Here is a 25858-nt window from a genome sequence, read left to right as displayed (position 1 = left end):
ATCTTTATAAGTTAATTTCATAATAAAAACACCCCAAAAGTTAGATTTTTCTGTCTAACTTTTGGGGTGCAGTTCAATTATCGATTAATCTTTTCATTTACCTAATACCCTTCAACGAGATTTCTAATTATCAATCCAAAAGATGTCAAAAAAAGAACACCCCGAAAGGTGCTCTTTGCAAGTATAGTCATTCTCTCGAATTAACGTTTACTAAATTGTGATGCTTTACGAGCTTTCTTAAGGTTTGGAAAGTATGGGTTTCAGTTGGACTAAAAATGGCGTATTATCAAGGCTTTTCAGAACGATATCTACTGATTAATTTCATAAAATGTGAATCAATAGATTATAAATAGGGGAAATAGTTTAGGTCCGTAAGCATTAAAATAATACACCTACAAAGCTTATTATATCAGATTTTCTCCATTTTAGAAAAATAGGTAGAGATAAAACAACATCTAATCGATTGAAAAATTATACTTTAAATCAATCTTTTAGGTAGTGTAAAATAAGTTGTGTAAACACAAAAAGGAATAAATCCATTATAGTAGAGTTGCAAAACATTACTAGAAAGAGATTTATTCCTATGACACAGTTTACTTTTAATTATAGATTTGAAGGGCTTAATAATTAAGAATTTTAAAAATTGAAATCTTTTTGTCCCAAACTCTTCCTAAATTTCTTCATCAACACTATTTGACAAAGAGCCATATAAAAAAGACAAACATCAAAATCGATGTTTGTCTTCATTCTGAGACAGACGCAAGTCTGTCTTGACTTTTATAGCAATTCTTTAATGGCAGTTACTAGGTCAGTTTGTGGGCGACCGAGCAGGTTTTCCAAGTCGCTGTCAGCAATATCCAATTGACCATCTGCGATGTCTGCTTGGATGGCTGAGAGGACAAAGATAGCTTCCTTAGGAAGTCCAGCTTTAGCCAAGCCTTTTTGGTAGTCTTCGAGGCTAACGGAGAGGACTTGGAAGTCTTTACCAGTCGCTGCCTGAGCAGCCTTAGCAAAGTCAGCATAGGTCACAGCTTTTCCAGCCAATTCATAGACTTGGTAGCCGTCAAAGTCTTGCGTTAGTGCATGCACTGCCGCTTCAGCGTAGTCACGGCGAGCTGCCCAACCAACCTTGCCTTTTCCACCAGCGTGGACAAAGGGCTGACCGGCGAGAGCTGCACGAACAGTTTCTATTTCATTTTCTACGTACCAGTTGTTGCGCAGGACCTTGACATTGAGACCAGAAGTCTGGAGGGCAATTTCAGTGGCCTTGTGGTCAGGGGCTAGAACCGCTGTGGAAGTATCCGCACGGGTTATACTGGTGTAGACAATGTTTTTGACGCCAGCCATCTTGGCTGCAGCGATAACATTTTGATGCTGTACTTCACGAGGGGTGGCTTGACCTGGGGCACCAGAAACAAACATCAGTGTCTCAATCTCAGCAAAGGCATTTTCTAAGACTGACTGATCAGAGTAGTCTCCAATCCGCACATCATAGCCTGCTTCCTTAAACACTTGTCCTTTTTCTGCAGAACGGACCAAAACGGCAATGTCTGAAGCTGGTACAGATTTCGAAAGGTTTTCCAAGATGGCAGCACCGAGTCCACCTGTAACGCCTGTGATTAGCGTAGTCATTGTATTCTTCCTATTAGCTTAATTTTGTAAAGGTTCCTTTGTAGTTAAGGAACTGATTATCTGGTAGAGTAATGTTGGTATAGACAATGTCTTGGTTGAAATCTTCTACGTGAGTAACGGTAGAACCGTCTGGCTCTGACCAAGTAACCATGAAGACCTTGTCTGCAACTTCTGTTGCTGTATAAGTAACAGTCACAACCGCTTCAGCAACAGGTGCTGCATCACCGACGCTTGAAAAAGTCATTGTTTTACCATCTACATCAAATTTGAGATGATAAGCTAGGTCGCCAAATTGTGCTTTGTATGTGTGTCCGATAGGTGGAAATGTGTTTGCCATAATCATTCTCCTTTTAGTTTAATTGTGTTTATTATTTAATTAGTTTAAGATAGCGAAACCACCAGTCCAGGTGATTTGTTCACGAGCCGCTAAGCTGATTTGTAGGAAACCCATTGCTTCCAATTCACGAGCGCGTTTCAAACTACCTGCATCTTTGACACGAAGGTCACTGCCAGACAAAACTTCTTCAATTTTTGCCTTGGCATCAGCGTGATCTGAGGCTAGTAAAACCGTCGTAATAGCTTGATCTGCTACTTTTCCTGTCGCTAAGCTTGCTCCAAAGGTCGTGTTAAATCCTTTCACAACAAAACTAGTTGGCAATTTTTCTTGAATCAGTGCAGCCGCTGAAGAATCAGCTGGAACTACTAGGTCATCAAAGGTATCAAAATTAACTGGATTGCTAATATCAATTATAATTTTTCCTACCAATTGGCTAGCATAAGTTGAAAGAATGCCCTCAATTGCCCCATAAGGGACTGCCAAGACAACAATCTCCCCAAAAGAAGCTGCTTCTTGGTCTTTTGTAATGAAATTAACTGTATTGCCAGCTTTTTCAAAACGACTAGCAATTGCCTGTCCCATATTTCCTTGTCCAAAAATTGTGATTTGTGCCATTGTATTTCTCCTATTTAATAAATTCAAATGTGCCTGAATGCGTCAATGTTTGTCGTTGTCCAAAGGCTTCTGGATCATTCCAAGACATGAACGCCCAAACTGTCCCTTCTACAAGATTGATATGATGTGTGATAGAATTTCCAGTTGATTCAATCCAGCTAACACTGATAAGGTCATCTGTCAATTCCTTTGTATAAATCCTATCTGTCTCACTTCCCAAGCCATCTTCAGCAAGGCTAGTCCAAGTCATCTTATTGTCTGCCAAGTATTCTAATTGAAATTGAAACCCTGTTTCAAAACGTACTACAGCTGTTCTACCTTAAAGTTTCATCTGCTTTTACTCCCTTTCATTACTTAATTGGAAACATGGCATTGCCATTCACTGCTTCGCTAGCTGGAACCTCTTCTTGCATGACATCCCAATGTTCAATAAATTTTCCATCTTCAACACGGAAATAATCAACCGCAATCATTGTTTTTCCAAACCAGTTTGAATAGCGACCATGCACTGCAACGATATTACCTTCTTCCATAGCAATACCTGGCTCATAAGAAATTTGATTGTCTTCTGATGTGATAAATCCACGAAGGACATCTAAACCATTTGGCATGCTTGGGTTGTGTTGGATCATATCGTCTTTCCAAAAAGTTTCAACTTTTTTAAGATCTTTTTCGTTAAATACTGCGTTAAGATAGTTAATAGCTTGTTCTTTAAGAGTTGACATCGTTATTCACCTCTAAAAATATTTTTTGATTGAGAAGTTCATCCTCAACCTTGACTTATTTTACATCAGTAGTGATAAGTTGTAAAATATAATGCTCGAAAAACTCATAGAATTCAACCTCGTGTAAACTGTAAGTAACCACACTGACCAAAACACAGGAAAATTCTACGAGCTACCACCACCTTACCAGAACTGAACAAATTAAGATAGAAACTTACCTCGAATTAGGCCTCAAACCAATCCAAATAGCGAGAAAATTAGGCATTCACAAATCAACCCTTTCAAAAGGATTAAGGCCTTGTAATGACACATACTCTGCACAAGCAGTCCAAACACACTATGAGAAACTGGCTAAGCAGAAGTGAAGAAAATCGAGTTGGACTCCTGAATTGAAATAGGAAATTGAAGAACGATTACAATCTTCATGGTCTCCAGAACAAATTTGTAGTCGTTATCAACTTGAAAATAGGTCCATGGTGTCCTTCAAAACCCAATTTGTAAAATCAAGCCCAAAAAAAGCATCCCGTATTTTTGATACGAAATGCTTTCAATAAGTGTAAATAAGTTTTAACGTTTACTAAATTGTGATGCTTTACGTGCTTTCTTAAGACCTGGTTTCTTACGTTCAACTTTACGTGAGTCACGTGTAAGAAGTCCTGCGCGTTTCAATGAATCGCGGAAGTCTGGGTCTACTTGAAGAAGGGCACGAGCGATACCGTGACGGATAGCTCCTGCTTGACCAGCGTATCCACCACCTACAACGTTAACGAAAACGTCGTATGAACCTACAGTTGAAGTAACTGCAAATGGTTGGTTGATTACAAGACGAAGGTCAGCGTGTGGGATGTACTCTTCAACATCTTTTTTGTTAACAGTGATTTTACCAGTTCCTGGAACAAGGCGAACGCGTGCAACAGCGTTTTTACGACGTCCAGTACCTGCATATTGTGCTTGTGACATACTTTATTGTTCCTTTCCTTAGATAAGTCCTGAAATATCAAGAACTTCTGGTTGTTGTGCAGCGTGAGTGTGCTCAGCTCCAACGAATACTTTCAATTTCATACCTTGAGCGCGGCCAAGAGTATTGTGTGGAAGCATACCTTTAACTGATTTCTCGATCAAACGTACTGCATTTTTAGAACGAAGTTCACCAGCAGAGATTGATTTCAATCCACCTGGGTGGTTTGAGTGAGTGTAGTAGATCTTATCAGTTGCTTTTTTACCAGTCAATTTAACTTTTTCAGCATTGATAACGATTACGAAGTCACCTGTATCAGTGTGAGGTGTGAATGTTGGTTTGTTTTTTCCGCGAAGCACGCTAGCAACAACTGCTGAAAGGCGTCCAAGAGGTACATCAGTTGCGTCAACAACGTACCATTTGCGTTCTACTTGGCCTGGTTTAGCCATGAATGTAGTTTTGTTCATGATTTCTCCTATATGAATGTCGTTTTTGTTTACAGGGCGGATGTTCCGGTCCGCGAGTTATTTGAAAGGTTCCGGGGCCTTACAAATGGGGTAAACAATACCGCCTACTATTGTATCAAAATTCTAAGATAAAAGTCAACCGATTTGGAAAATTATTTGCGATTTTCTTTTCCTATGACAAATCCGATCAAGGCATTCGGGCCGACGTGGGCGGAGATGACTGGTCCAAGAGGCATCACGAGGACTTCATCGATGCCTTCAAGCGCAAGCATTTCTGCCTTCAGCGCTTTAGCTCCTTCTAGATCGTTTGTATAAGAGACCAGAGCTGTGCTTTCACCGATATCGGCTTTGATCAACTCCAATAATTCTCGGACGGCTTTTTTGCGTCCACGGACTTTCGTAATAGGCACTAATTTCCCTTCCGCATCAATCCAGAGAATGGGCTTGATGCTGGCTAGACTTCCCATGATTGCAGCGCTCTTTGAGAGGCGGCCACCACGCATGAGGTGGTAGAGATCATCAACGAGGAAATAGGTCCGCAGTTTTGGTGCTAGAGCCATGATCTCTTCTTTGGCTTCTGCTAAGGAGCGACCCGCATCACGCGCAGCTACCGCCCGCATGACTAAGTAGCCCTCTCCAATCCCTGCCGCTTTGGGGTCAACAATTTCGATTATCGCTTCTGGGTAGTCTTCCAAGACTAAATCACGTGCCATGACGGCACTCTGATAGGTCCCAGATAAAACCGATGAAAAGGCTACATACAGCACAGCTTTCCCTTCTTTGGCAAACTGCGCAAAGCTTTCCTGAAATTGGCCCACATTGACCTGACTGGTTGTCGGTTTGGCCCCATTTTTCATGGCTTCTAACAGCTCAGGGCTGGTCAATTGACCTTCTCCTACGGTCTGGTATACTGTCCCATCTAACTCAATGGTCAAGCCGAGAATGGTTACCTGGTGTTCCTTAGCCCAGTTTTGGTCCAAATCTGCTGTCGAATCTGTTAAAATAGCAAATGTCATTTCTTGTCTCCCATCATTTCTTGTAATTGTCGCAATACTTGGTGATCGAGCGGTCGCATGGGTGGTTTTTGATCATTGACCCCTCGCTGTGCCTGATTGAGGTTTCCTTTGACGACTGCGACTCGTTTTTCTAACTCTCTCGCGGATACCCGAAGAGCCCCTTGAGCAAAGACAGTCCATTGCTCATTTAAGTCACTGGTTGCAACGGATACCTAGTGGAGGGGCGTATTGAGCTCTGCCGCTAAGCGCTCGATATAGTCATCTGCCGTCTCATCCTCACCGGTAGAGACCACCTGAACATTGAATTCCTCATAGGTCTGCCGCACTCCTGGCATATACTGGGCATCAAAGACACAGATGACTTCGATCCCTTCAAAGCTAGCATAATGGCTCAGCTTTTGCAGGAGGATGGTACGCGCCGCATCGAGCTCACTTTTTTGAAAGAGCTGGCGGGTCTCCTGCCAAAAGGCAATCATATTGTAGCCGTCAACCAATAAGATTTTTCGTTTCATATCATTGCCTTTCTATGATTATAGTCGATTGCGAAAGACCTCATACATGAGGATGGCTGCAGCCACACTGGCATTGAGGCTTTGGACATGGCCATTCATAGGAATGGTGATCATCTCATCGACTTGCTTTTTGATATTGGCTGAGATCCCTTTTCCTTCATTACCAATGATCAAGGCCAACTTGCCAGCCGTATTCCACTGATGAGATGGCGTGCCGTTCATATCAGTCCCAAAGATCCAGAAACCTTCTTCCTTTAGCTTGTCTAAGGTTTGGCTGAGATTGGTCACACGGGCAATGGGAATGTGTTCCACTGCTCCGGTAGACGTTTTCGACACCACCGGGGTTACCCCGACTGCCCGGTGCTTAGGAATGATGACCCCTGAGACATTGGTCGCATCAGCTGTCCGCAAGATAGATCCAAGATTGTGCGGATCGGTCAAGCCATCGAGAATCAACAACAACGGGTTCTCTTCTTGGGCTGTCCGTTTCAGAATCGCTGCCAAATCTGTGTAAGCAAAGGCTGCCACACGAAGAACGAAGCCTTGGTGAACAGCTCCTTCTGTCATTTCTTGCAGGGTTTTCTTTGGTGTCCAAGAAATCGACACCTTCTTTTCAGCTGCTAAGGCCTTGATTTTGTCGACATTTTTCCCTCGGAGGTCTTCTTGAATATATAATTTATTGCCAGTATTGGCTTGTAAAGCCTCGGTGACTGCATGGACACCGTATACGATATCGTTATTTTCCATAGAACTAGTATACCACAAGAAAGGAGGATGAGGCCAATTCATGATATAATGAAATGAAATCTATCTCAGCGAAACTAACAAACTAGAAAGGAAACCATGCCTCTATTTCAACGAACTATCAAGCTCACCTTGGCCACCTGTTTAGCAGCTGCCCTTGCTGCTGCTCTGGGATTGACCTATGCCATCTCAGCTGGCGTCATTGCCATCTTGAGTGTCTCTGATACCCGTCGGAGCACCATCAAGCAAGCCTACCAGCGCTTTATGTCGACCTTGCTAGCTCTAACAATCGGAAGTCTCGCTTTTTCATTTTTGGGATTCAACCTTTGGGCACTGGGAGTCTTTATCGCTATCTATGTTCCATGCGCCTTTCTCATGGGCTGGCAGATCGGCATCACGCCTAGTACAGTCCTCGTCACCCATCTCTTGATTGAGCAGTCTACTTCCTGGGGGCTCTTGCTCAATGAACTTGCCCTCTTTTTAATCGGGACCAGCTTTGCCTTGCTGGCCAATCTCTATATGCCTTCTAATCAGGCTGCGATCGATCACTACCATGATGTTGTCGAAGACCAACTAAAGAAGATTCTTGGCCGTTTTGCAGACATGCTTGGGAAAGGGGATGGTCGCAACGATGCCCGCTTGATCAAAGAGCTGGATGGTACGCTAAAGGATGCTTTGAATCTGGTCTATCTGGACCATTCCAACCACCTTTTTCATCAAACCAACTACCATATTCACTACTTCGAAATGCGCAAACGTCAAAACGACATCCTGCGGGATATGGCAGAAAACGTCAACCGCTGTCAGTTAGCAGCGAGTGAAAGTTTGATACTGGCTCAACTTTTTAAGAAGACTGCGCAACAGTTAAGTCAGGAAAATCCTGCCCAATATCTTCTAGACGATATCACTCAGTATCTAGCAATCTTTCGGGAGCGGCCCTTGCCTAAGACCCGTGAAGAATTCGAAACACGCGCCACCTTGCTCCAATTGTTAAGAGATCTAGAAACTTTCATCCATGTCAAGGTCCATTTTTACCAGCAATTTCATCAGGAGACAGAATAAGGTTTTTTGATGATTTAAAAACGCATCTGATCCTGTTTTTTGGACACGTGATCAGATGCGTTTTCCTATAGCTACTTTTCGCTTTTCTCCTTATTCCACCAATTCCAACACAACAGTTTGGTAAGGGGCCAATTCTAATACCTGGTCTCCTTCTTGGAACAACCCAGCAGTATTATTTAAAACAACCGTTTTAATCGGAGCTGGCAACTCCAAAGTGGCCTCACGATTTTGGAAATTGCTGATTACCAAGAGACGCTTGTCTCCACGGCGTTCAAAGGCGATGATATTTTCACGATCCCGATAAGCTGGGATCATATCTCCAAACCGGATGGTATTTCCATAGAGGGGATGGCGATACAAGGCTGTCAACTGGCGATAATAATTCAAGATAGAATCTGGATCCTTTTCCTGGTCTTCCACATTGATGGAATCATCTGGTTTGGGACTGATCAGCCAGGCTGGTCCATCGCTAAAGCCCAGACCTGGCTTTCTTGCCCACTGCACCGGTGTCCGCGCATTGTCTCGGCTGTAGTTGGCAATCACTACTAAGGCTTCTCCCTCACTCAAACCAGCTTCTTTAGCCACATGGTAGCCATTGATGGTTGCGATATCATCAAAGTCCTCTACTGATTCAAAGACTTGGTTTTCCATTCCAATTTCTTGGCCTTGATAGATAAATGGAATTCCCTTGCGCAAAACCTGAATAGTTCCTAGGGCTTTTTTACTGGTGTCGTTTACGGGACCTTCCGCGATATAGTGGGACACGCCACGAGGTTCATCGTGGTTTTCAATGATGGTTGAGAGAACCCCAATACTATCCGCGCGCTCATGCGCTTGGAAAATACTTTCTTTGAGTTCATCTGCTGTTGGAAGAGCATGGTCAAACCAGCCTTTTCCTTCCTGACCCAGCATGGTTTGCTTGAAGTCAAAAATCGAAGAAAAGACACCATCTTTTCCGATGAAGAAATGCAATTCTTCGTCGGTTTCATTGAAAACTTCCCCTACAGTGAAGGCATTGTACTTGGCAAAGGTCCGCTCCTTTAACTCTTGCAAGAAAGGTTCAATCGATTGGGCATTCACCAATGATTCCGGCACTGGGACCAGGCCATTCTCCCGATCTGATGGAAGCGAACGCCATTCTAGATCTTTTTTGATATTGATAATAGCATCAATCCGAAAACCCGCAATCCCCTTGTCCAACCACCAGTTGATCATGGTGTAAATTTCCTCGCGCAAGACAGGATTTTGCCAATTGAGGTCCGGCTGATCCTTGTGGAAAGAATGAAGATAGTATTTGTTGGTGCCAGGAACCGGCTCCCAGACACTGCCTCCAAAGTAACTTTCCCAGTTGTTGGGCTCCTTGTCACTTTCGATGAAGTAAAAGTAGTCTGCATAAGGGCCATCTGGATCTGCCAAAGCCTTTTGGAACCACTCGTGATGGCTGGAACAGTGGTTGACCACCAAGTCCATAATGATGGAAATGCCCCGCTTCTTGCCTTCCGCAATCAGCTCTTCCATGTCTTCCATGGTCCCAAAAAGGGGATCGATGGCATAGTAGTCTGAAATATCATAGCCCTGGTCAATAAACGGACTCTTGTAAACAGGGGATAGCCAGAGAATATCAATCCCTAAGTCTTGAAGGTAATCGAGTTTTTCTGTGATTCCTTTTAAATCCCCAACACCATCGCCATTGCTGTCCTTAAAGCTTTTTGGGTAAATCTGGTAAGCGACCTTCCCCTTCCACCAGTCTTTTTCCATGTCTTGTCTCCTTAAAATGAAAGAGACCTAGACAAATCGTCTCAGCCTCTATAGTGTCAGTAGGTATTAGTATACTGTTTTTTCAGTTTCTTTGTCGAAGAAGTGAGCTTTGTTCAAGTCAAATCCAAGTTCGATGGTTGCACCAGTTCCAAGGTAGTCACGCGCATCTACTTTAGCGATGAATTCGTTGTCACCAACTTGGCAGTACAAGTGAGATTCAGAACCAAGCAACTCAGATACAGAGACGGTTGCCTTCACCACTGATTCTGGGAAAGTTTCAAGGAATGCAGCTTCTGTATTCACGTCTTCTGGACGAATACCAAAGATCAATTCTTTACCATCATAGCCTTTTTCACGAAGAACTTTCAAAGCACCTTCTGGAACTTTCAAATTCAATCCATTAGCAACGATGTTGCCACCTTCCAATTTTACGTTAATGAAGTTCATCGCAGGGCTTCCGATAAATCCAGCCACGAATTTGTTTACTGGGTTTTTGTATACTTCTTGAGGAGTTCCGATTTGTTCTACACGTCCGATTGTACCAGTACCTGCAGGGTTTTTAGTAGCAGACATGATAACGATACGGTCAGCAAGTGTCATCGCTTCTGTTTGGTCGTGGGTTACATAGATGGTTGTAGCACCGATACGACGGTGAATTTTCGCGATTTCAGCACGCATGGATACACGGAGTTTAGCATCCAAGTTTGACAAAGGTTCGTCCATCAAGAATACTTTTGCATCACGGACAATGGCACGTCCCATGGCAACACGTTGACGTTGACCACCAGAAAGGTCAGCTGGTTTACGATCCAAGAATTCTTTCAAGCCAAGGATTTCAGCTGCTTCTTGTACACGTTTGTCGATATCTTCCTTGCTGTATTTACGCAATTTCAAACCGAAAGCCATGTTATCGTACACAGTCATGTGTGGGTAAAGAGCGTAGTTTTGGAATACCATGGCGATATCACGGTCTTTCGGTGCCACGTTGTTTACAACAGTGCCATCGATGGAACACTCACCTTCTGTGATATCTTCAAGACCAGCGATCATACGAAGAGTCGTTGATTTACCACATCCTGAAGGACCTACGAAAACGATAAACTCTTTGTCTTTGATGTCCAAGTTGAAGTCTTCAACTGAGTAGTGTTCGCTGTTTGGATATTTTTTGTAAATATTTTTAAGATTTAATTCTACCATGATGGTACTCCTTTGATGTTTATAGTTCTATTGTAAATGAAAACGTTTTACAAATCTATGGCAAGTCTCACAAAAAAGAAAAAGAGTTTTGTGCAAGTTGCACAAAACTCTCGATTGATTCCGTTTAAATGACATCTTGCAAGACTAAATGGTAGCACAGAGCCAGATCTGTCAGATTTTTCAACTGGAGACCTGTTAGCTCTTCCCACTTATCCATCTTGTATTGGAGCGAATTGCGATGGAGATAGAGTTGCTGGGCCGCCTTGGTCACGACTGCCCCATTTTCCCAAAGAGCGACAATGATGTCTTGCAATTGATCTTGACTTTCAATCAACTGATGCAAGCGTTCTTTGATCGGGGTAAGATCTAGACCTGCCTGCTCGATCCCCCACAGATAGAGTTGAGAAAAGCGATAGACGCCTTGATGCCCTTCTCGGATCCAAGCTCGAAAAACCGCTTGTTCTGCTTGGATAACCGGAGACACTTTTCCTTCTTTTGACTCGGTCCATACTTGCCCGACCAGGATAGATAAACGAATATTGAAGTCATACTCCATGGCAGAGACAGTATCTTTTAAGATATCGGCCACAGGCAAAGACTGGTCTTGGTCCAGAATGAGCACGTAGTCCTGTCCACTCAGTTGCAAGGTTGCTCGGAAGTTGGGCAAGAGTGTCTGCATCATCTCTAACCAAGAAGCCATCCCTTCCGCTGTTGAGTGCGAGAGGTGGCAATAGACGAGTTGCATTTTTTTGATGACCTGAGGGGCTTCTCCCTTTCCATCGATCAGGTATTGGTACCAAGGATTGGGGGCAACCTCTTCTTCACTGCCCAACCAGGAAATCAATTGTTTTTCTCGCTCGGTTAACTCTTCTTCCTTCAGTAGCAGCCATTGATGAGCCTGAAGGGGTATCGCTACATAACCAGCTGGTGGATGAGCTTGATCCGTCACCTCTGCATGAGGAAACCACTCTCTGATATTTTTCACTGCTTTCTTCCTTCTTCTACTTCCTGGATACACCAGTCAATCAGCTCTTCTAAACGAGAGATCTCACCCGTCATATGGAGATAACCCATGACCGCCTCAAAGCCCGTCGACATGCGATAGGTCACGACATCCGCATTTTTGGCCTTGGTATGGCTATTGGTATTGCGACCGCGCTTGTAGATCTCCAACTCTTTTTCCGTCAGAATGTCTTGCTCCAGCATGCTTTCAATCAAGCTAGCCTGCGCCCTGGCAGAGACGTAGCGGGTTGCAGCCTGGTGGAGTTTATTGGGCTTGGTCATCCCTTGAAAAATCAGATGCCTGCGAATATACATGGAATAGACCGCATCCCCTTCAAAGGCAAGGGCGATCCCATTGATTAGATTGACATCAATCACGTGTCCACCTTACACCTTCTTTTGTATCCAAGAGCTTGATTCCTTGCGCAGCCAATTCATCGCGAATCTCATCTGCACGCGCAAAATCTTTCTTAGCCCGCGCTTCTTGGCGTTCAGCGATCAAGGCTTCAATATCTGCATCCAAGACTTCTTCGACAAAGACCACTCCAAAGACTTCTAACATTTTTGCCAAGGCATCCTTGACGTCTTGGTTGTAATGACCTGAGTTGATCCATTTGGCCAATTCAAAGACGACGGTGATTCCGTTTGCGGCATTGATATCTTCATCCATTGCTGCGATAAACTTGTCCACAAAGCTTTGCAAGTCCACTGGATCCACTTCTCCTGTGAAAGGTTGCTCGTAGGTATTTTTCAAATACTTGAGGTTGGTCTCTGCATCGCGCACAGCTTTTTCTGTGAAGTTGATCGGCTTGCGGTAGTGCTGGGTCGCAAAGAAGAAACGAAGCACTTGGCCATCAATGGTCTTCAAAGCATCATGCACGGTGATAAAGTTGCCTAACGACTTGGACATCTTGACATTGTCAATATTGACAAAGCCATTGTGCATCCAGTAATTGGCAAAAGTCTTGCCTGTTTTAGCTTCTGATTGGGCGATTTCATTGGTATGGTGCGGGAACTCGAGGTCAGCACCACCACCGTGGATATCAATGGTATCCCCTAAAATCCCCGTTGACATGACCGAACACTCGATGTGCCAGCCCGGACGACCAGGGCCCCAAGGGCTTTCCCAAGAAACTTCACCTGGCTTTGCTGCTTTCCAAAGAGCAAAATCGACCGGATTTTCCTTGCGAGCTGTCTCTTCATCTGTCCGACCAGAAGCACCTAGCTCCAAGTCTTCTAGGGTTTTATTAGCCAATTTGGCATAGTTGTGGGATTTTTCCACACGGAAATAGACATCCCCTTGGCTCTCGTAGGCATAGCCTTTTTCAATCAAGTCAGCGACAAAACGAATGATGTCATCCATAAACTCAACCACACGAGGGTGACGGGTTGCAGGCTTGACCCCCAGAGCCGTCACATCCTCACGAAAGGCCGCGATGTACTTGTCTGCTACTTCCTGAGGCGTAATGCCTTCTTCTTTGGCACGGTTAATGATCTTATCATCCACATCGGTAAAGTTGGAAATGTAGGCAACTTCATAACCACGGTACTCAAAGTAGCGACGAATCGTGTCAAAGGCTACCGTTGAGCGGGCATTCCCTACGTGGATATAGTTGTAAACCGTTGGCCCACAAACATACATGCGGACCTTCCCTTCCTCGATGGGGATAAATTCTCGTAAATCACGAGACATGGTATCATAAATTTTTAACACGCTTCATTTCCTTTCTGTTTCTACTCTTTCGACTTCAAATAAACCACCTGAGTCTGTTTGACAAAGCCAATCTTTTCATACAAACGTTTGGCACCTACATTGCTGTCTTCCACGGCAATCTGAAACTCCTTGTCATTTTGCTCAATGAGTTGGTTGACGAGAGATTTTGCCAAATAGCTTCCATAGCCTTTCCCACGTTCAAGTTTGGCTATTGCTAAACCATAGAGGTAATTCGTATTACTCGATAAATCAACTGTACAAGTCCCAATAACCTGACCGTTTTTTAACAAAATATATAGGCAACTTTCTGGATCCTTCAGAGCTTTAGCGACATATCTATCCACAACTTCTCTCGATTCATGTTCCTCTGAAAATGCCTCAAATTTTAACTGACTAATTTGATCCTGATAGGAACGATCTGCTAACACAACTTCAAGATTGGAAACAGTTGCTAAGGGATAAGGTCTTCTATCCTTGCCTAACCAGGTTTCTGTCTCTTCATCCTCGACCAGTCCCCAGTTGCTGGCAAACTCAGGATGACGCTCTAGAAAAACACGCTCTGTCTGAAAAGTCACAGACTCAATGGGATAAGATGCCGTTTCTTTCTCAAAACTTCTATACAAAGCCCGCGCAATGCCTTGGCGACGATGATTGGGGTGGACCAGTATCGCTACTTCCACATCTGGGTCATCTGCATAAACCGTTAATAGACCGACAAGCTTGCCATTTTCATAATAAAGGAAAAAGGCCGGCATATTTGGATCAAAATTGAGCATATTGGAGAGATAGGGATCTCGAAAAGTTCCATCATCGTTCTGACAAGTAGCAATAAGGGCCTTTGCATCCAGTAGTTGGTGGTCATTCAATGTATTGGTTGCTTGAATCACGTAGCTATCTCCTTACAAACTAGAAGACCGATGACTGGCTTCCTTGGCATGCTCCAGCTTGTTCATGTAGTATTCCCGTTTTTCTTCTTCTTGGTGAATGATTGGCTCATCCTTCTTACCGTGAACACGAACAATTTTAGCAGGGACTCCGACAACGGTCACATCACTCGGTACATCGGAGACGACGACCGCTCCTGCTCCTACTTTGGCCTTGGCCCCAATCTCAATCGGACCGATGACCTGAGCATGAGCGGAGACCAAGGCTCCTTCACGAACCGTTGGATGGCGTTTACCGACATCCTTCCCTGTTCCCCCAAGGGTCACCCCGTGGTAGAGCATGACTCCTTTTTCAACAATAGCCGTTTCCCCGATAACGAGGCCCGCTCCATGGTCGATAAAGACACCGGAAGCAATGGTCGCACCTGGATGGATTTCAATCTGAGTCCAAAAACGCCAGAACTGACTATGCATCCGCGCCAAGAGCTTAAATCCATGGTTCCACAAAAAATGGGAAACACGGTGAGCCGCCAGTGCTTTAACGCCCGGATAGGTCAAAAGGACCTCCAGCGAGGTACGTGCTGCTGGGTCATTTTCTTTTACAATATCGATGGTTTCACGCCACCATCCCATACCGTGCTCCTCCTTTTCTAATGCTTATTCTGAATCTTTTTGTGTAATAGTGAAATCTTTTTTAGGTTTGTGGTCTTTGTTATGGTGACGAGGACGATCGCCATGGCGATGAGTCTTTTCACCGTTTTCTTCGCTGTTTTCTGGTTTTGGCGGACGAGGGAGAAGAGCTTTCATAGACGCATCGACACGACCTTTTTCGTCGATCTTGATCACTTTGACATCCACTTCATCACCGATGGCTACCAAGTCTTCGACACGGTTGGTACGTGTCCAAGCCATTTCAGAGATATGAACGAGGGCATCCGTCTTATCAAAGAGGTTGACAAAGGCACCGAATTTTTCGATCCGAACTACTTTGGCATGATAAACTTCGTCCACTTTGGCTTCACGAACCAAACCAGCAATGATTTCTTTGGCACGGTTAATCGCGTCTTGGTCGCTAGAGTAGATCGATACATTTCCTTCTTCGTCGATGTCAATCTTAACGCCTGTTTCAGCGATGATCTTATCGATGGTTTCTCCACCCTTACCGATGACAATCTTAATCTTGTCCACATCAATCTTGATGGTATCAATTTTCGGAGCAGTTGGCGCCAATTCTGGACGAACTTCTGGAATGGTTGCTTCGATCACATCAAGGATTTCAAAACGTGCTTTCTTGGCTTGAGCTAGAGCTTCTGCTAAGATTTCTGCAGTAATTCCTTGGATTTTGATATCCATTTGAAGAGCTGTAATCCCGTCACGAGTACCTGCAACCTTGAAGTCCATATCTCCAAAGTGGTCTTCCAAACCTTGGATATCTGTCAATACTGTATAGTTATTTCCATCTGAGATAAGTCCCATGGCAATACCCGCTACTGGCGCCTTGATTGGCACACCACCAGCCATAAGGGCAAGCGTTCCCGCACAGATAGAGGCTTGAGATGAAGAACCGTTTGATTCCAATACTTCTGCTACCAGACGGATCGCATATGGGAATTCTTCTAAGCTTGGCAAGACTTGAGCCAGGGCACGCTCCCCAAGAGCACCGTGACCAATTTCACGACGACCAGGCGCACCGTAACGACCTGTTTCCCCTACAGAGTATTGTGGGAAGTTATAGTGGTGCATAAAGCGTTTCTTGTACTCTGGATCCAAACCATCGATGATTTGGGTTTCACCCATTGGCGCCAAGGTCAAGACAGAAAGAGCTTGGGTTTGTCCACGAGTAAAGAGACCTGAACCGTGCACACGAGGAAGGAAGTCGACTTGCGCATCCAACGGACGGATTTCATCAACCTTACGACCGTCAGGACGAACCTTGTCTTCCGTGATCAAGCGGCGCACTTCAGCGTGTTCCATTTGTTCCAAGATTTCAGCCACATCCCGCATGATACGGTCAAATTCTTCGTGGTCTGCATATTTTTCTTCGTAAGCAGCAATGACTTGGTCTTTAACGGCTTGAGTCGCCGCTTCACGCGCCAATTTTTCTTCTACTTGGACCGCTTTTTGGAGGTCACTGTTGTAGGCTGCGATGATTTCAGCTTGCAAGTCAGCATCTACATGAAGCAATTCTACTTCTGCTTTTTCTTTCCCAACTGCTGCTACGATTTCTTCTTGGAAGGCAATCAATTCTTTGACGGCTTCGTGCCCTTTCAAAAGAGCTTCCAACATGATTTCTTCTGACAATTCTTTGGCACCAGACTCTACCATGTTGATGGCGTGCTTGGTACCAGCTACTGTCAATTCAAGAAGAGAGCGCTCTGCTTGTTCTTGTGTTGGGTTGATGATGATTTGGCCATCGACATAACCTACTTGTACCCCAGCGATTGGTCCGTCAAACGGAATGTCTGAGATAGAAAGCGCCAAGGATGAACCAAACATAGCTGCCATTGGTGCAGATGCATTTTCATCGTAAGAAAGAACAGTATTGATGACTTGCACTTCATTACGGAAACCTTCCGCAAACATTGGACGGATTGGACGGTCAATCAAACGCGCTGTCAAAGTCGCATCTGTTGAAGGACGTCCTTCCCGTTTCATAAAGCCACCAGGAAATTTCCCAGCTGCATACATTTTTTCTTCGTAGTTGACTTGAAGTGGGAAGAAATCCCCCGTTGACATTTTGTTGGACATGACAGCTGCCGTCAAAACAGTTGACTCCCCATAACGCACCACAACTGCGCCATTTGCTTGCTTGGCAACCTGACCAGTCTCTACGATCAACTCACGACCCGCAAAAGTCGTTTGAAACACTTGTTTTACCATTAAAAGTAATCCCCTTTGGATTGATAATATTATACGCCTTGCCTACAAAGATCAAGATACCAAGGCCGTAAAAAGCAAAGTAAAAATAGGAAACTGGCGAAGTCTTCGATGAAGACAAGACAGTTTATCTTTTTTACACAGCTTTTCGGCCGTGTTCAATTACACCTGATAGCATAGGATTTCAACCACCCATCTGTATGTTATATCCTCATCTTTGTATCCAAGCACGTATACCTTTTATTTTAACATATTCAAGCCCAAAAGAAAAAGGCTTTACGGGCCTTTTTCTGCGAATCTTCCCAGAGACCTATATAAAAATTTTAGATCCAGGTATAGCTTCTATTTAATTTTAAGATTTCACGAATTCCATACTGTCTACATAAAAGCGTGTTTTGTGGGTTCCGCCCTTGTATTCCTTGTGATTGCGTTTCAAGACAAAGCGTCTGTAAGGTTCAGATGTTCCTTGGATGGTCGTCGTCACTTCAACAGAATCATCATTGATCACCCAGTCATCAGGCGAAGGAATCTCCATTGGAGGCATCGCTCCCCCACGACCACCAGGTACAACTTCGTAGAAGGCCTTATCTTTTGTCGAATAGAGCCAGCCTTTTTTCTTGTCATTTACCAGTTGGATCAATTTATCCTGAGAAAAACTACGGATAGAGTCCGACGTCTTTTCTGCATCCAATTTATCAATGATATCTTGCAACTGATAGGTTTCTGGCGTGTAGGTATTGTAGTAATCAATGAACATATCTTGCGGGTAACCGTCAATCGCACCGTGATCATTGTTCAACTCCAGCAAGCGAGTCGGTTGCACCTGAAGCGAATAGGTCAAAGACGCACTGTTTTCGATAATGGAATAAATATCTGCCTCGTCCGCCTTAGACAAGGTGCCAATCGCTTCCTCATCCTCTTCATTTGACTTGCTTTCTTCTGTTTTTTCATCGGCCTTGCCAGATGATTGTCTTGCAGACGAAGAATCCACAGGCCCATGCTTGCGCTCATAGCGTTTCGGCGCACAGGCTGCTAGGGGAATTACCGAACCAACTGTTAACAATAAAATAATAATTTTTTTCATGTTTGTCTCCATGTTCTCTTTCTCTTAGTCCATCAAAAGAAATCTATTTACTCAGTATCAACGAAGAGAATCACTAGCAAATATAAGTTAATTTTCTAACCTTTTTTAGTCTTCCTTATAGAACAAGTCGCTTTGATCTGAAATAACATTTTGACCCCAATAAATAATATCCTTGCTATTATCAACAGAAAAATTTCCATATTTTAATGTTGCGGGAAACTCTTGACCTGCTGGGAAAAAACTCATTGCTGAAGCACCAGTTGGGGCAGTTGAATGAACACTACTGCTTAAGTATCCAAATTCATGATTAAACCGATCTACAACCTGATCTGTTGGTGCACCATTGATCTTTGATATACCGTTATCATCAAATGTTACACTCATTCCTTTCCCATTTCTCCAGGTCCCTGCGATACTTGAGAAATTTCCGTTCTGAATTTCTTGAAGGTTCATCCCACTACTTTTCTTACTTGAAGTAGTTGATTTAGAACCATCCACACGCGTTGTGAAGTCAAGGGCGATCCAGCCTTGACCAGATTCAAGCTTGCCCCAGGTATGACCATCTGCCTCTACAGTTTCCGTAATGGTGTGAGTTCCTTTTGCGATCATCCCTGCAGAGGGAGCTGAGGTTGAGGGCTCTTTTCGAATACGGAGATCAGCTACGCTAACTTGTACTTGGAAAGAACCTGTCTTCTTATCCTCCGCTTTAGCTGTTGATTTGGAGTCTCCTGAACCATCAAATGTTTTCCAATTGAGCTTACTGAGGTCCAACTTCTTAGCTGAAATCCCAAGAGCTTGTTCTGCTGTTTCCTTCCCACCAATTTGAATAGTCGCTTTCTTTTCTTCCTTGGCTTCCCCTTTTCCTAGCGAATAAAGGGTCAATTCCATTTCTGGATTAAGGGATTGCCAAGTGGCATAGACGATTTGTCCATTGTCAAAAACATCCAAGCTGGAGCGATAACCACCTGCAGAAGCCACATAGGCTACATGGAGCAAGGTCGGCTGGTTATCTTTCAAATAATACACAGCAGCAATCGTTTTGCCATCCCCAATCAGTAGCTCGTCATTACCATCTTGATTAAGATCCTCAAAAGCATATTGCCACTCATTGGTACTCCCAAGTGTTTGAAGGTTAAAGACATACGCATATTCTTCTGAAGTTGCTTCGATCTTCTTCAGTTCATTTTGTAAAGCCGTTTGGTCCTTAGCATTAATGGCAACTGCATAAGCCTTGTAGCGATCTAATACTTCTTGATAGTTTTTCTGACCTGTATCCTTCTTTTCTTTTTTAACCGCCGATGATGTGGCCGTTTTTGGTTTGCTTTGGCGTTCATAACGTTTGGGTGCACAAGCCACCAGAGCTAGAACGGACGCACCCGCCAGTAGTGAAATCATAACCTTTTTCATAAAAAATTCCCCATTTAACAATCTTTTTCTTAAAATTATATCATTTTAGGCTGGGTTTCCCCAGCCTAAATAGTGTTTTTATTTTGATTCGCGTTTGCGTTTCAATCCAGCAAGACCTAGAGCCATCATAGCTACGCCCATAAGTCCAAGTGCACTTGTAGATTCACCAGTTGACGGTAATTCTTTCGTGTTTGCTTGTTTAGTTTGTTTAACTTGAGGTGTTGCTGTTGCTGTTGGAGCAGTTGTCTTAACTACTTTGTTTTGAGTAGACTCATGACGAACTGGTTCGTTGCGACGGGTTTCGTTTTCGTGTTTGATACGTTCTTGTTCACGACGAATTGTTTCTTCCAATTGTTTTGCTTGAACGAGTTTTTGGTATGCTTCGAAGACACGTTTGTAATCTTCTTGAGACGCTTTAGCTTTTAACTTCAATGCTTCAAGTTTTGCAATTTCAGTTTCGAGTGTTGCTTTAGCTTCAGCTGTTTTAGCTTTAGCTTCAGTCAATACTTTTTCAGCTTCAGCAAGTTTCACAGGTGCATTCTTAAGCAATTCAAGATAATCTTTTGATTCTTTTACTGCTTGTTCAGCTGATTTAACAGCTTGTTTAGCACGTTCAACTTGGGCTTTAGCTTCAGTTGTTGCAAGACCTTTAGCTTGCAAGTCATTTTCAGCGTCGATTGCTGATTTGAGAGCTACTTTAAGAGCTTCTTCTTGAGCAATCAATTTAGCTTTAGCGTCTTTCAATTCAGATTCGCGTTGTGCACGAACTTGTTGCAAGTTTGCAAGATTTGATTTAGCTGTTGCTAGTTCAGCTTTAGCTACTTCAAGAGCTTTCGCAGTTTCAGTGACTTTAGCTTGAGCGGCAGGTGTTTGTTCTTTGACAGCAAGTGCATCGTCGTATGCTTTTTGAGCTTTCGCGATAGCGTTTTGAGCTGCGTTCAATGCAGTTTGAGCGTCAACTTGAGCTGATTTTGCAGAAGCAAGGTCGTTTTCAGCAGATTTAACGACTTGGTCAGCAGTTGCTTTCTTATCTTTAGCGGCTTGAAGAGCTTGTTCTTCTGCTTCAACAGATGATGTCAAAGATGCTTTGTATTCAGCGTCAGTGCTAAGGTAATCACCCTTGTCTTGATTTGTAGGTTTGTTTGTTGACAAGATGTGAACTGAACCTGAGCTTACGCTAAATCCAATGCCCGTTCCTTGAAGACGAATCAAGTGTTTTGTGTGACCGTTTGATTGGTCTCCATCGGCAAACATCATTTTACGGATAACGTCGGCAATGTCTTGTTTTAAGTTAATCATTGTGTATCCACCCATGTTGTCTTTATGCCATTTAGGCAAAAGTCCACCAAGGGATTCGGATGCACCATATGGGCGAAGAACTGAGTATTGGTGACCCCAGTTTTTGAGAAAATCAAATACATCGGGTGTTCCACCGTTTTCTGCGTAGAATTGAGAATATCCACGAGCGATAGCGTCTGCAAATTCTTGACCACCAACTGTTAATTGAATTGGTGTGTGGGTTTTACCTGGTTCACGTTGAGACCAGTATTGTTGGTTGATATCGTTCAACATTTGAGCAACGAATTCAGCCAATTCTTTACGTTGAGCGGCGGTTAGGTTTGCAAGGTCAACTTTATCTTTGTTTGTACCAATACCTTGTTGGTTGTAAGCACCCCAGTTGATTTCAGGTTGCAATTTCATATATTCATCTGAATGAGAGATGAACCAAGCGTAGTCTGTGATGTCGTGTTTTGCGTATTCTTCAGGGATTACGATTTTACGAAGAGCTTCGTCTTGTTTCAATTTAGCCAATTTTTCTTGATATAGAGCATTTGCGGCATCAAGAGCTTTTTGGGCTTCATCAACTTCAGATTGAGCGACACCTGCTTTAGCTTTTGTTTCAGCGAGAGCTTTTTCTTTAGCTTCTACGTTAGCTTTTGCAGATGCAAGGCTGTCTTCAAGAGCAGGAACGTTCTTTTCAGTGCGTTCTTTATCGAGAGCTGATTTTGTTTCATCGATTTTAGCTTGACGAGATGCGTCAAATTCTTTAGCACGAGTCAATTCGTCTTGCGCTGCTTTATTCACAGACTCTGCATCTTTCAGTTTATTTCCCGCAATCGTCACTGTCTCCTGTGCTCTGGTCAGTGTTGTCTCATTAAGAGCTTGTTCTGCTTTCTTCACTTCTTCCTTGGCTAATGCGACTTTTGCTTTTTCATCTTCTATTTTTTTAGTAGCCTCTTCATAATTTTTTCCTGATTCGGCTTCTGCTGTCTCAGCTGATTTCACACCTTCTTCAGCCGTTTTTACACTTTCTTCAGCTGATTTCACACCAGCCTCTTTTGTTTTAATCGCATCTTCAGCTTTTGCAATATTTTCAGGAGTTGCTTCCTTCGCAGCTTCTTTTGTTTTTTCATAGGTTGCTGCAGCTGTTTTTTCAGCAGCTTCCGCTTCCTTGGCCTTTTGATCCGCTGCACTTACAACCTTTTCTTGTTCTGTTACCGTTTTAGCCGCAGCATCAGCTTGCTCTTTTGCTGTATCAACTGCCTCTTTTGTAACCTCAGCAGTATGATCGATATTTGAAACAGTTGCTGATGTCCCTGTCTGAGGTTGAGCAACTGACGCTTCTTCAGCTTGTACAACTGAAGTTACAGCAGTTGCAGCAATAATAGTAGCACCGATAGCAATACTTTTCTTTGTTGTTTTATTCATAATTATATTCCTTCTATTTTCTTCCCTACCTATTTATCCCAGATTTCTTATCTTCCATAACGAATATTCTCAAGTTCACTTGCTACAGCACGTGATGCAGCAGCTGCTTCTTGTGTTTCTGCAATTTGTCTAGCGCTTAAAATATTTGCATGTTCCTGAAGCTTGATCATTCGTTCTTGATTAATAATCTGCTCTTTTTCAAGTTCGATCATCTCTGCCTCAAAGGCTCGACGTGCTGCTCGGTCTAAATATGTATCGTATAGATTAATTGCTTCCTTTATATTATCTGCTTTGAAATTATTAAACGCGTGAATAAGATAGTTCACTGCATCTAGTGCATAATAATCTTTAGGGTACCATCCTTGACCAATTGCTACAGCTTGATTTCGGAAATTTTCCATCAAACGTCCCTCTTGCTGATAGGCCAATTCTAATCGTTGATTTTCTGCAACCACTGCTTGGTAATCTCTTAAATGCTGTTCATTTTTATTACGAATACCTTTATTCACAAACGCAATCATTAATTCCAGCTTATTTTGAATAATGAAATAGGTGGCTACAATTGATACTCCAAGTAGAATTAATGTTATAGGATTGGGAGTCAAAAGCAACCGTAGAGGGAATACCAGTAAGATCCCTCCCATAATCAGTGTCGCCGGATAAATCCAGCTATCTTTTGAACCTTTCATACGACGATACAACAGAAATAAAAATCCTGATAAGAATAAAACTTCAAAGATAATATCACCGATTAATCGATTCACAGCACCAAGTAAGATGACATACAATAAATCCCCTAATAGTATAGAAATACTTGAAAATACCATAATTGAAAAAGCAAGTTTTAGAGATTTATGAGACAATGTGTTATCGTTATATTCATCTTGTTGAATCAATTTGGCTGTTCTCATTTGATTAACAAGTGTAACTTGACGTGAACGTGCCTGAATAAATCCTAAAATATTCTCACGAATTAGTTCTAGTTTCGAAACAATTTCTTCTCTTGTTTCCATATACAACCTCCTCTATCACTAATTAGCTATAATTTACTAAAATTAAGAATATAAGCATTGTAACAACAAAATATGAAACAACTCTTATATTCTTGAATGCCATTAGTGTTGAGTATTGCATGAAATGCAATACTCTGATGTACTTAGTATATCAGCAAAATTTCATTCCACTTCTTATCTAAATATAGTGGTTAGACTTAAGTTTTTTAATCTTAACTTTTTTCCACCTCTTTTCAAGATTTTTACACAAGCATTTTCCCCTCTCCTCTATGTTTCTGCCCTTTTTTCTGCTATACTTAGTATAGTTATTTGATCAAAAGGAGAAACACTATGGAATTAAAGAAACGTTCTGAATTTCCTGAAAACGAACTCTGGGACCTAACAGCCCTCTACCAAGACCAGGAAGACTTCTTGCGTGCCATTGAAAAGACCCGTGAAGAAATCAATGAATTTGTCCGTAACTACAAGGGCAACCTCCACACCTTTGAAGACTTTGAAGCTGCCTTTGCCATCTTTGAACAGATTCAGATTCAGCTCAGCCACATTGGCAACTACAGCTTTATGCCTCAAACGACTGACTTTGGTGATGAAGCTTTTGCGGAAATTGCCCAAGCAGGGATGGATTTTGAAACTTGGGCCAGTGTAGAGCTAACCTTCTTTGATGATGCCTTGGTCGAAGCAGATGAAGAAGTCCTTGAACGCCTGGGCCAACTCCCTCACCTCACTTTTGCCATTCGTCAGGCTAAAATCAAAAAAGCTCACTACTTGGGAGCTGATGTGGAAAAAACTCTGACTAACCTTGGTGAAGTCTTCTACGGACCGCAAGACATCTATACCAAGATGCGGGCAGGTGACTTTGAAATGGCTGATTTTGAAGTGGATGGAAAAGTTTACAAGAATAGCTTTGTCACCTATGAAAACTTCTACCAAAACCATGAGAATGCAGAAGTCCGTGAAAAAGCCTTTCGTTCTTTCTCAGAGGGCCTCCGCAAGCACCAAAACACTGCGGCTGCTACCTATCTAGCCCAAGTCAAATCAGAAAAACTAATCGCAGATATGCGAGGTTATGATTCTGTCTTTGACTATCTCTTGGCTGAGCAGGAAGTAGATCGTGCCATGTTTGACCGTCAGATCGATCTGATCATGAAGGACTTCGCTCCGGTTGCTCAAAAATACCTCAAACACGTGGCCAAGGTCAACGGCCTTGAAAAAATGACCTTTGCTGATTGGAAGTTGGACTTGGACAGTGTGCTCAACCCAGATGTCACCATTGATGATGCTTATGACTTGGTCATGAAATCTGTGGCACCTCTTGGCGAAGAATATTCTCGCGAAATTGCCCGCTACCAAACCGAACGTTGGGTCGACTTTGCGGCCAATGAAGGCAAGGATTCCGGTGGATATGCGGCCGATCCATACCGCGTCCATCCTTATGTCCTCATGAGCTGGACAGGACGCTTGAGCGACGTCTATACCCTGATCCACGAGATCGGACACTCTGGTCAATTCATCTTCTCAGACAACAACCAAAGCTACTTCAACGCCCACATGTCGACCTACTATGTGGAAGCTCCTTCTACCTTTAACGAGCTCCTCCTTAGCGACTACTTGGAACACCAGTTTGACGATCCTCGTCAAAAACGCTTTGCCTTGGCTCACCGTTTGACAGACACCTACTTCCACAACTTCATCACCCACTTGCTGGAAGCGGCTTTCCAACGCAAAGTCTACACCCTGATCGAAGAAGGTGGGACCTTCGGCGCTAGCAAGCTTAACAGCATCATGAAAGAAGTCTTGACCGAATTCTGGGGAGACGCTGTTGAAATCGATGACGATGCGGCTTTGACCTGGATGCGCCAAAGCCACTACTACATGGGGCTTTACAGCTACACCTACTCAGCTGGATTGGTTATCTCAACAGCTGGTTACCTGCACTTGAAGAACTCCGAAAACGGAGCCAAAGATTGGCTGGAGCTCCTCAAATCAGGCGGCAGCAAGACTCCACTTGAGTCTGCTATGATTATCGGAGCAGATATTTCAACAGACAAACCGCTTCGCGACACCATTCAATTCCTTTCAGACACTGTGGATCAGATTATTGCTTATAGTGAAGAGTTGGGAGAATAAACTCTTCTACAGCTAACT

22 protein-coding genes and 3 pseudogenes are annotated in these 25858 nt (G+C 43.3%); 3 read left to right on the top strand and 22 right to left on the bottom strand.

The window, feature by feature from the left end; genetic code table 11:
- Positions 1-777: 777 nt before the first annotated feature.
- From JX304_RS02400 to JX304_RS02380, 5 genes and pseudogenes are all read right to left on the bottom strand, one after another.
- Positions 778-1632, bottom strand: a complete 855-nt coding sequence (locus JX304_RS02400; protein WP_205011105.1) for an NAD(P)H-binding protein — start codon at positions 1630-1632, stop codon at positions 778-780.
- 13 nt (positions 1633-1645) lie between these two features.
- The gene (locus tag JX304_RS02395; RefSeq protein WP_205011104.1) at positions 1646-1969 is read right to left on the bottom strand and encodes a MoaF-related domain-containing protein; all 324 of its coding nucleotides are present in this window, start codon (positions 1967-1969) and stop codon (positions 1646-1648) included.
- Positions 1970-2008: 39 nt separating this feature from the next.
- Positions 2009-2584 (bottom strand): NADPH-dependent F420 reductase, encoded by a 576-nt coding sequence (locus JX304_RS02390; RefSeq protein WP_205011103.1) that lies wholly within the window; start codon positions 2582-2584, stop codon positions 2009-2011.
- Positions 2585-2594: 10 nt separating this feature from the next.
- Positions 2595-2891: pseudogene (locus JX304_RS02385) on the bottom strand (MoaF-related domain-containing protein); the annotation flags it as partial.
- Positions 2892-2934: 43 nt separating this feature from the next.
- Entirely contained in the window at positions 2935-3309 is a 375-nt protein-coding gene (locus JX304_RS02380) for a nuclear transport factor 2 family protein (RefSeq protein WP_205011101.1), read from the bottom strand.
- A gap of 143 nt (positions 3310-3452) precedes the next feature.
- Between JX304_RS02380 and JX304_RS10930 the strand changes: the two are divergent.
- Positions 3453-3800: pseudogene (locus tag JX304_RS10930) on the top strand (transposase); the annotation flags it as partial.
- A gap of 76 nt (positions 3801-3876) precedes the next feature.
- On the opposite strand, the gene rpsI reads toward JX304_RS10930, so the two are convergent.
- The 5 genes and pseudogenes from rpsI to rlmB form a co-directional block, all read right to left on the bottom strand.
- A complete protein-coding gene (gene rpsI / locus JX304_RS02370; protein WP_000075969.1) occupies positions 3877-4269 on the bottom strand; it encodes a 30S ribosomal protein S9 in 393 nt (130 codons plus the stop codon).
- A gap of 18 nt (positions 4270-4287) precedes the next feature.
- Positions 4288-4734: a 50S ribosomal protein L13 gene (rplM, locus tag JX304_RS02365; protein WP_002876943.1), complete on the bottom strand. Its 447-nt coding sequence runs from the start codon at positions 4732-4734 to the stop codon at positions 4288-4290.
- Between the two features lie 152 nt (positions 4735-4886).
- Positions 4887-5750: a DegV family protein gene (locus tag JX304_RS02360; RefSeq protein ID WP_205011100.1), complete on the bottom strand. Its 864-nt coding sequence runs from the start codon at positions 5748-5750 to the stop codon at positions 4887-4889.
- Positions 5747-6262, bottom strand: a pseudogene (locus JX304_RS02355) (NYN domain-containing protein). Before JX304_RS02355 ends, JX304_RS02360 begins: the two are co-directional and overlap by 4 nt.
- Before the next feature lie 18 nt (positions 6263-6280).
- Positions 6281-7009 (bottom strand): 23S rRNA (guanosine(2251)-2'-O)-methyltransferase RlmB, encoded by a 729-nt coding sequence (gene rlmB / locus JX304_RS02350; protein WP_205011099.1) that lies wholly within the window; start codon positions 7007-7009, stop codon positions 6281-6283.
- A gap of 96 nt (positions 7010-7105) precedes the next feature.
- Here rlmB and JX304_RS02345 point away from each other — a divergent pair, with 96 nt between their 5' ends.
- A complete protein-coding gene (locus tag JX304_RS02345; protein WP_205011098.1) occupies positions 7106-8068 on the top strand; it encodes an aromatic acid exporter family protein in 963 nt (320 codons plus the stop codon).
- A 90-nt stretch (positions 8069-8158) separates the two neighbouring features.
- On the opposite strand, the gene JX304_RS02340 is transcribed toward JX304_RS02345, so the two are convergent.
- The 12 genes from JX304_RS02340 to JX304_RS02285 all read right to left on the bottom strand — a co-directional run bounded on the left by JX304_RS02340 (position 8159) and on the right by JX304_RS02285 (position 23713).
- A complete protein-coding gene (locus JX304_RS02340; protein WP_205011097.1) occupies positions 8159-9826 on the bottom strand; it encodes an alpha-glucosidase in 1668 nt (555 codons plus the stop codon).
- A gap of 66 nt (positions 9827-9892) precedes the next feature.
- Positions 9893-11023 carry an ABC transporter ATP-binding protein gene (locus tag JX304_RS02335; RefSeq protein WP_205011096.1) on the bottom strand — a complete coding sequence of 377 codons (1131 nt, stop codon included), beginning with the start codon at positions 11021-11023 and terminating at the stop codon, positions 9893-9895.
- A 124-nt stretch (positions 11024-11147) separates the two neighbouring features.
- A complete protein-coding gene (locus JX304_RS02330; RefSeq protein ID WP_205011095.1) occupies positions 11148-12008 on the bottom strand; it encodes a helix-turn-helix domain-containing protein in 861 nt (286 codons plus the stop codon).
- Complete coding sequence (locus JX304_RS02325) at positions 12005-12403, bottom strand: Mini-ribonuclease 3 (RefSeq protein WP_205011094.1); 399 nt, start codon at positions 12401-12403, stop codon at positions 12005-12007. Before JX304_RS02325 ends, JX304_RS02330 begins: the two co-directional genes overlap by 4 nt.
- The gene (cysS, locus tag JX304_RS02320) at positions 12396-13739 is read right to left on the bottom strand and encodes a cysteine--tRNA ligase (protein ID WP_205011093.1); all 1344 of its coding nucleotides are present in this window, start codon (positions 13737-13739) and stop codon (positions 12396-12398) included. Before cysS ends, JX304_RS02325 begins: the two co-directional genes overlap by 8 nt.
- 20 nt (positions 13740-13759) lie before the next feature.
- Complete coding sequence (locus JX304_RS02315; RefSeq protein ID WP_205011092.1) at positions 13760-14626, bottom strand: GNAT family N-acetyltransferase; 867 nt, start codon at positions 14624-14626, stop codon at positions 13760-13762.
- Positions 14627-14638: 12 nt separating this feature from the next.
- Positions 14639-15256 carry a serine O-acetyltransferase gene (gene cysE, locus JX304_RS02310; protein ID WP_049518232.1) on the bottom strand — a complete coding sequence of 206 codons (618 nt, stop codon included), beginning with the start codon at positions 15254-15256 and terminating at the stop codon, positions 14639-14641.
- A gap of 24 nt (positions 15257-15280) precedes the next feature.
- A complete protein-coding gene (gene pnp, locus JX304_RS02305) occupies positions 15281-17503 on the bottom strand; it encodes a polyribonucleotide nucleotidyltransferase (protein WP_205011091.1) in 2223 nt (740 codons plus the stop codon).
- A 349-nt stretch (positions 17504-17852) separates the two neighbouring features.
- The gene (locus JX304_RS02300; protein ID WP_205011090.1) at positions 17853-18584 is read right to left on the bottom strand and encodes a hypothetical protein; all 732 of its coding nucleotides are present in this window, start codon (positions 18582-18584) and stop codon (positions 17853-17855) included.
- A 105-nt stretch (positions 18585-18689) separates the two neighbouring features.
- Entirely contained in the window at positions 18690-19991 is a 1302-nt protein-coding gene (locus JX304_RS02295) for a DUF6287 domain-containing protein (protein WP_205011089.1), read from the bottom strand.
- Between the two features lie 78 nt (positions 19992-20069).
- A complete protein-coding gene (locus JX304_RS02290) occupies positions 20070-22700 on the bottom strand; it encodes an SEC10/PgrA surface exclusion domain-containing protein (protein ID WP_205011088.1) in 2631 nt (876 codons plus the stop codon).
- Positions 22701-22747: 47 nt separating this feature from the next.
- Positions 22748-23713 carry a hypothetical protein gene (locus tag JX304_RS02285; RefSeq protein WP_195327161.1) on the bottom strand — a complete coding sequence of 322 codons (966 nt, stop codon included), beginning with the start codon at positions 23711-23713 and terminating at the stop codon, positions 22748-22750.
- A gap of 330 nt (positions 23714-24043) precedes the next feature.
- Between JX304_RS02285 and pepF the strand changes: the two genes are divergently transcribed.
- Positions 24044-25840, top strand: coding sequence for an oligoendopeptidase F (gene pepF, locus JX304_RS02280; protein ID WP_205011087.1), 1797 nt, complete (start codon positions 24044-24046; stop codon positions 25838-25840).
- Positions 25841-25858: the final 18 nt, after the last annotated feature.

The sequence above is a fragment of the Streptococcus parasanguinis genome, assembly GCF_901875555.1.
Lineage (GTDB): Bacteria > Bacillota > Bacilli > Lactobacillales > Streptococcaceae > Streptococcus > Streptococcus parasanguinis_H.
The sequence above is the reverse complement of the archived record's forward strand: the minus strand, read 5'-3'. Positions and strand labels throughout refer to the sequence as shown.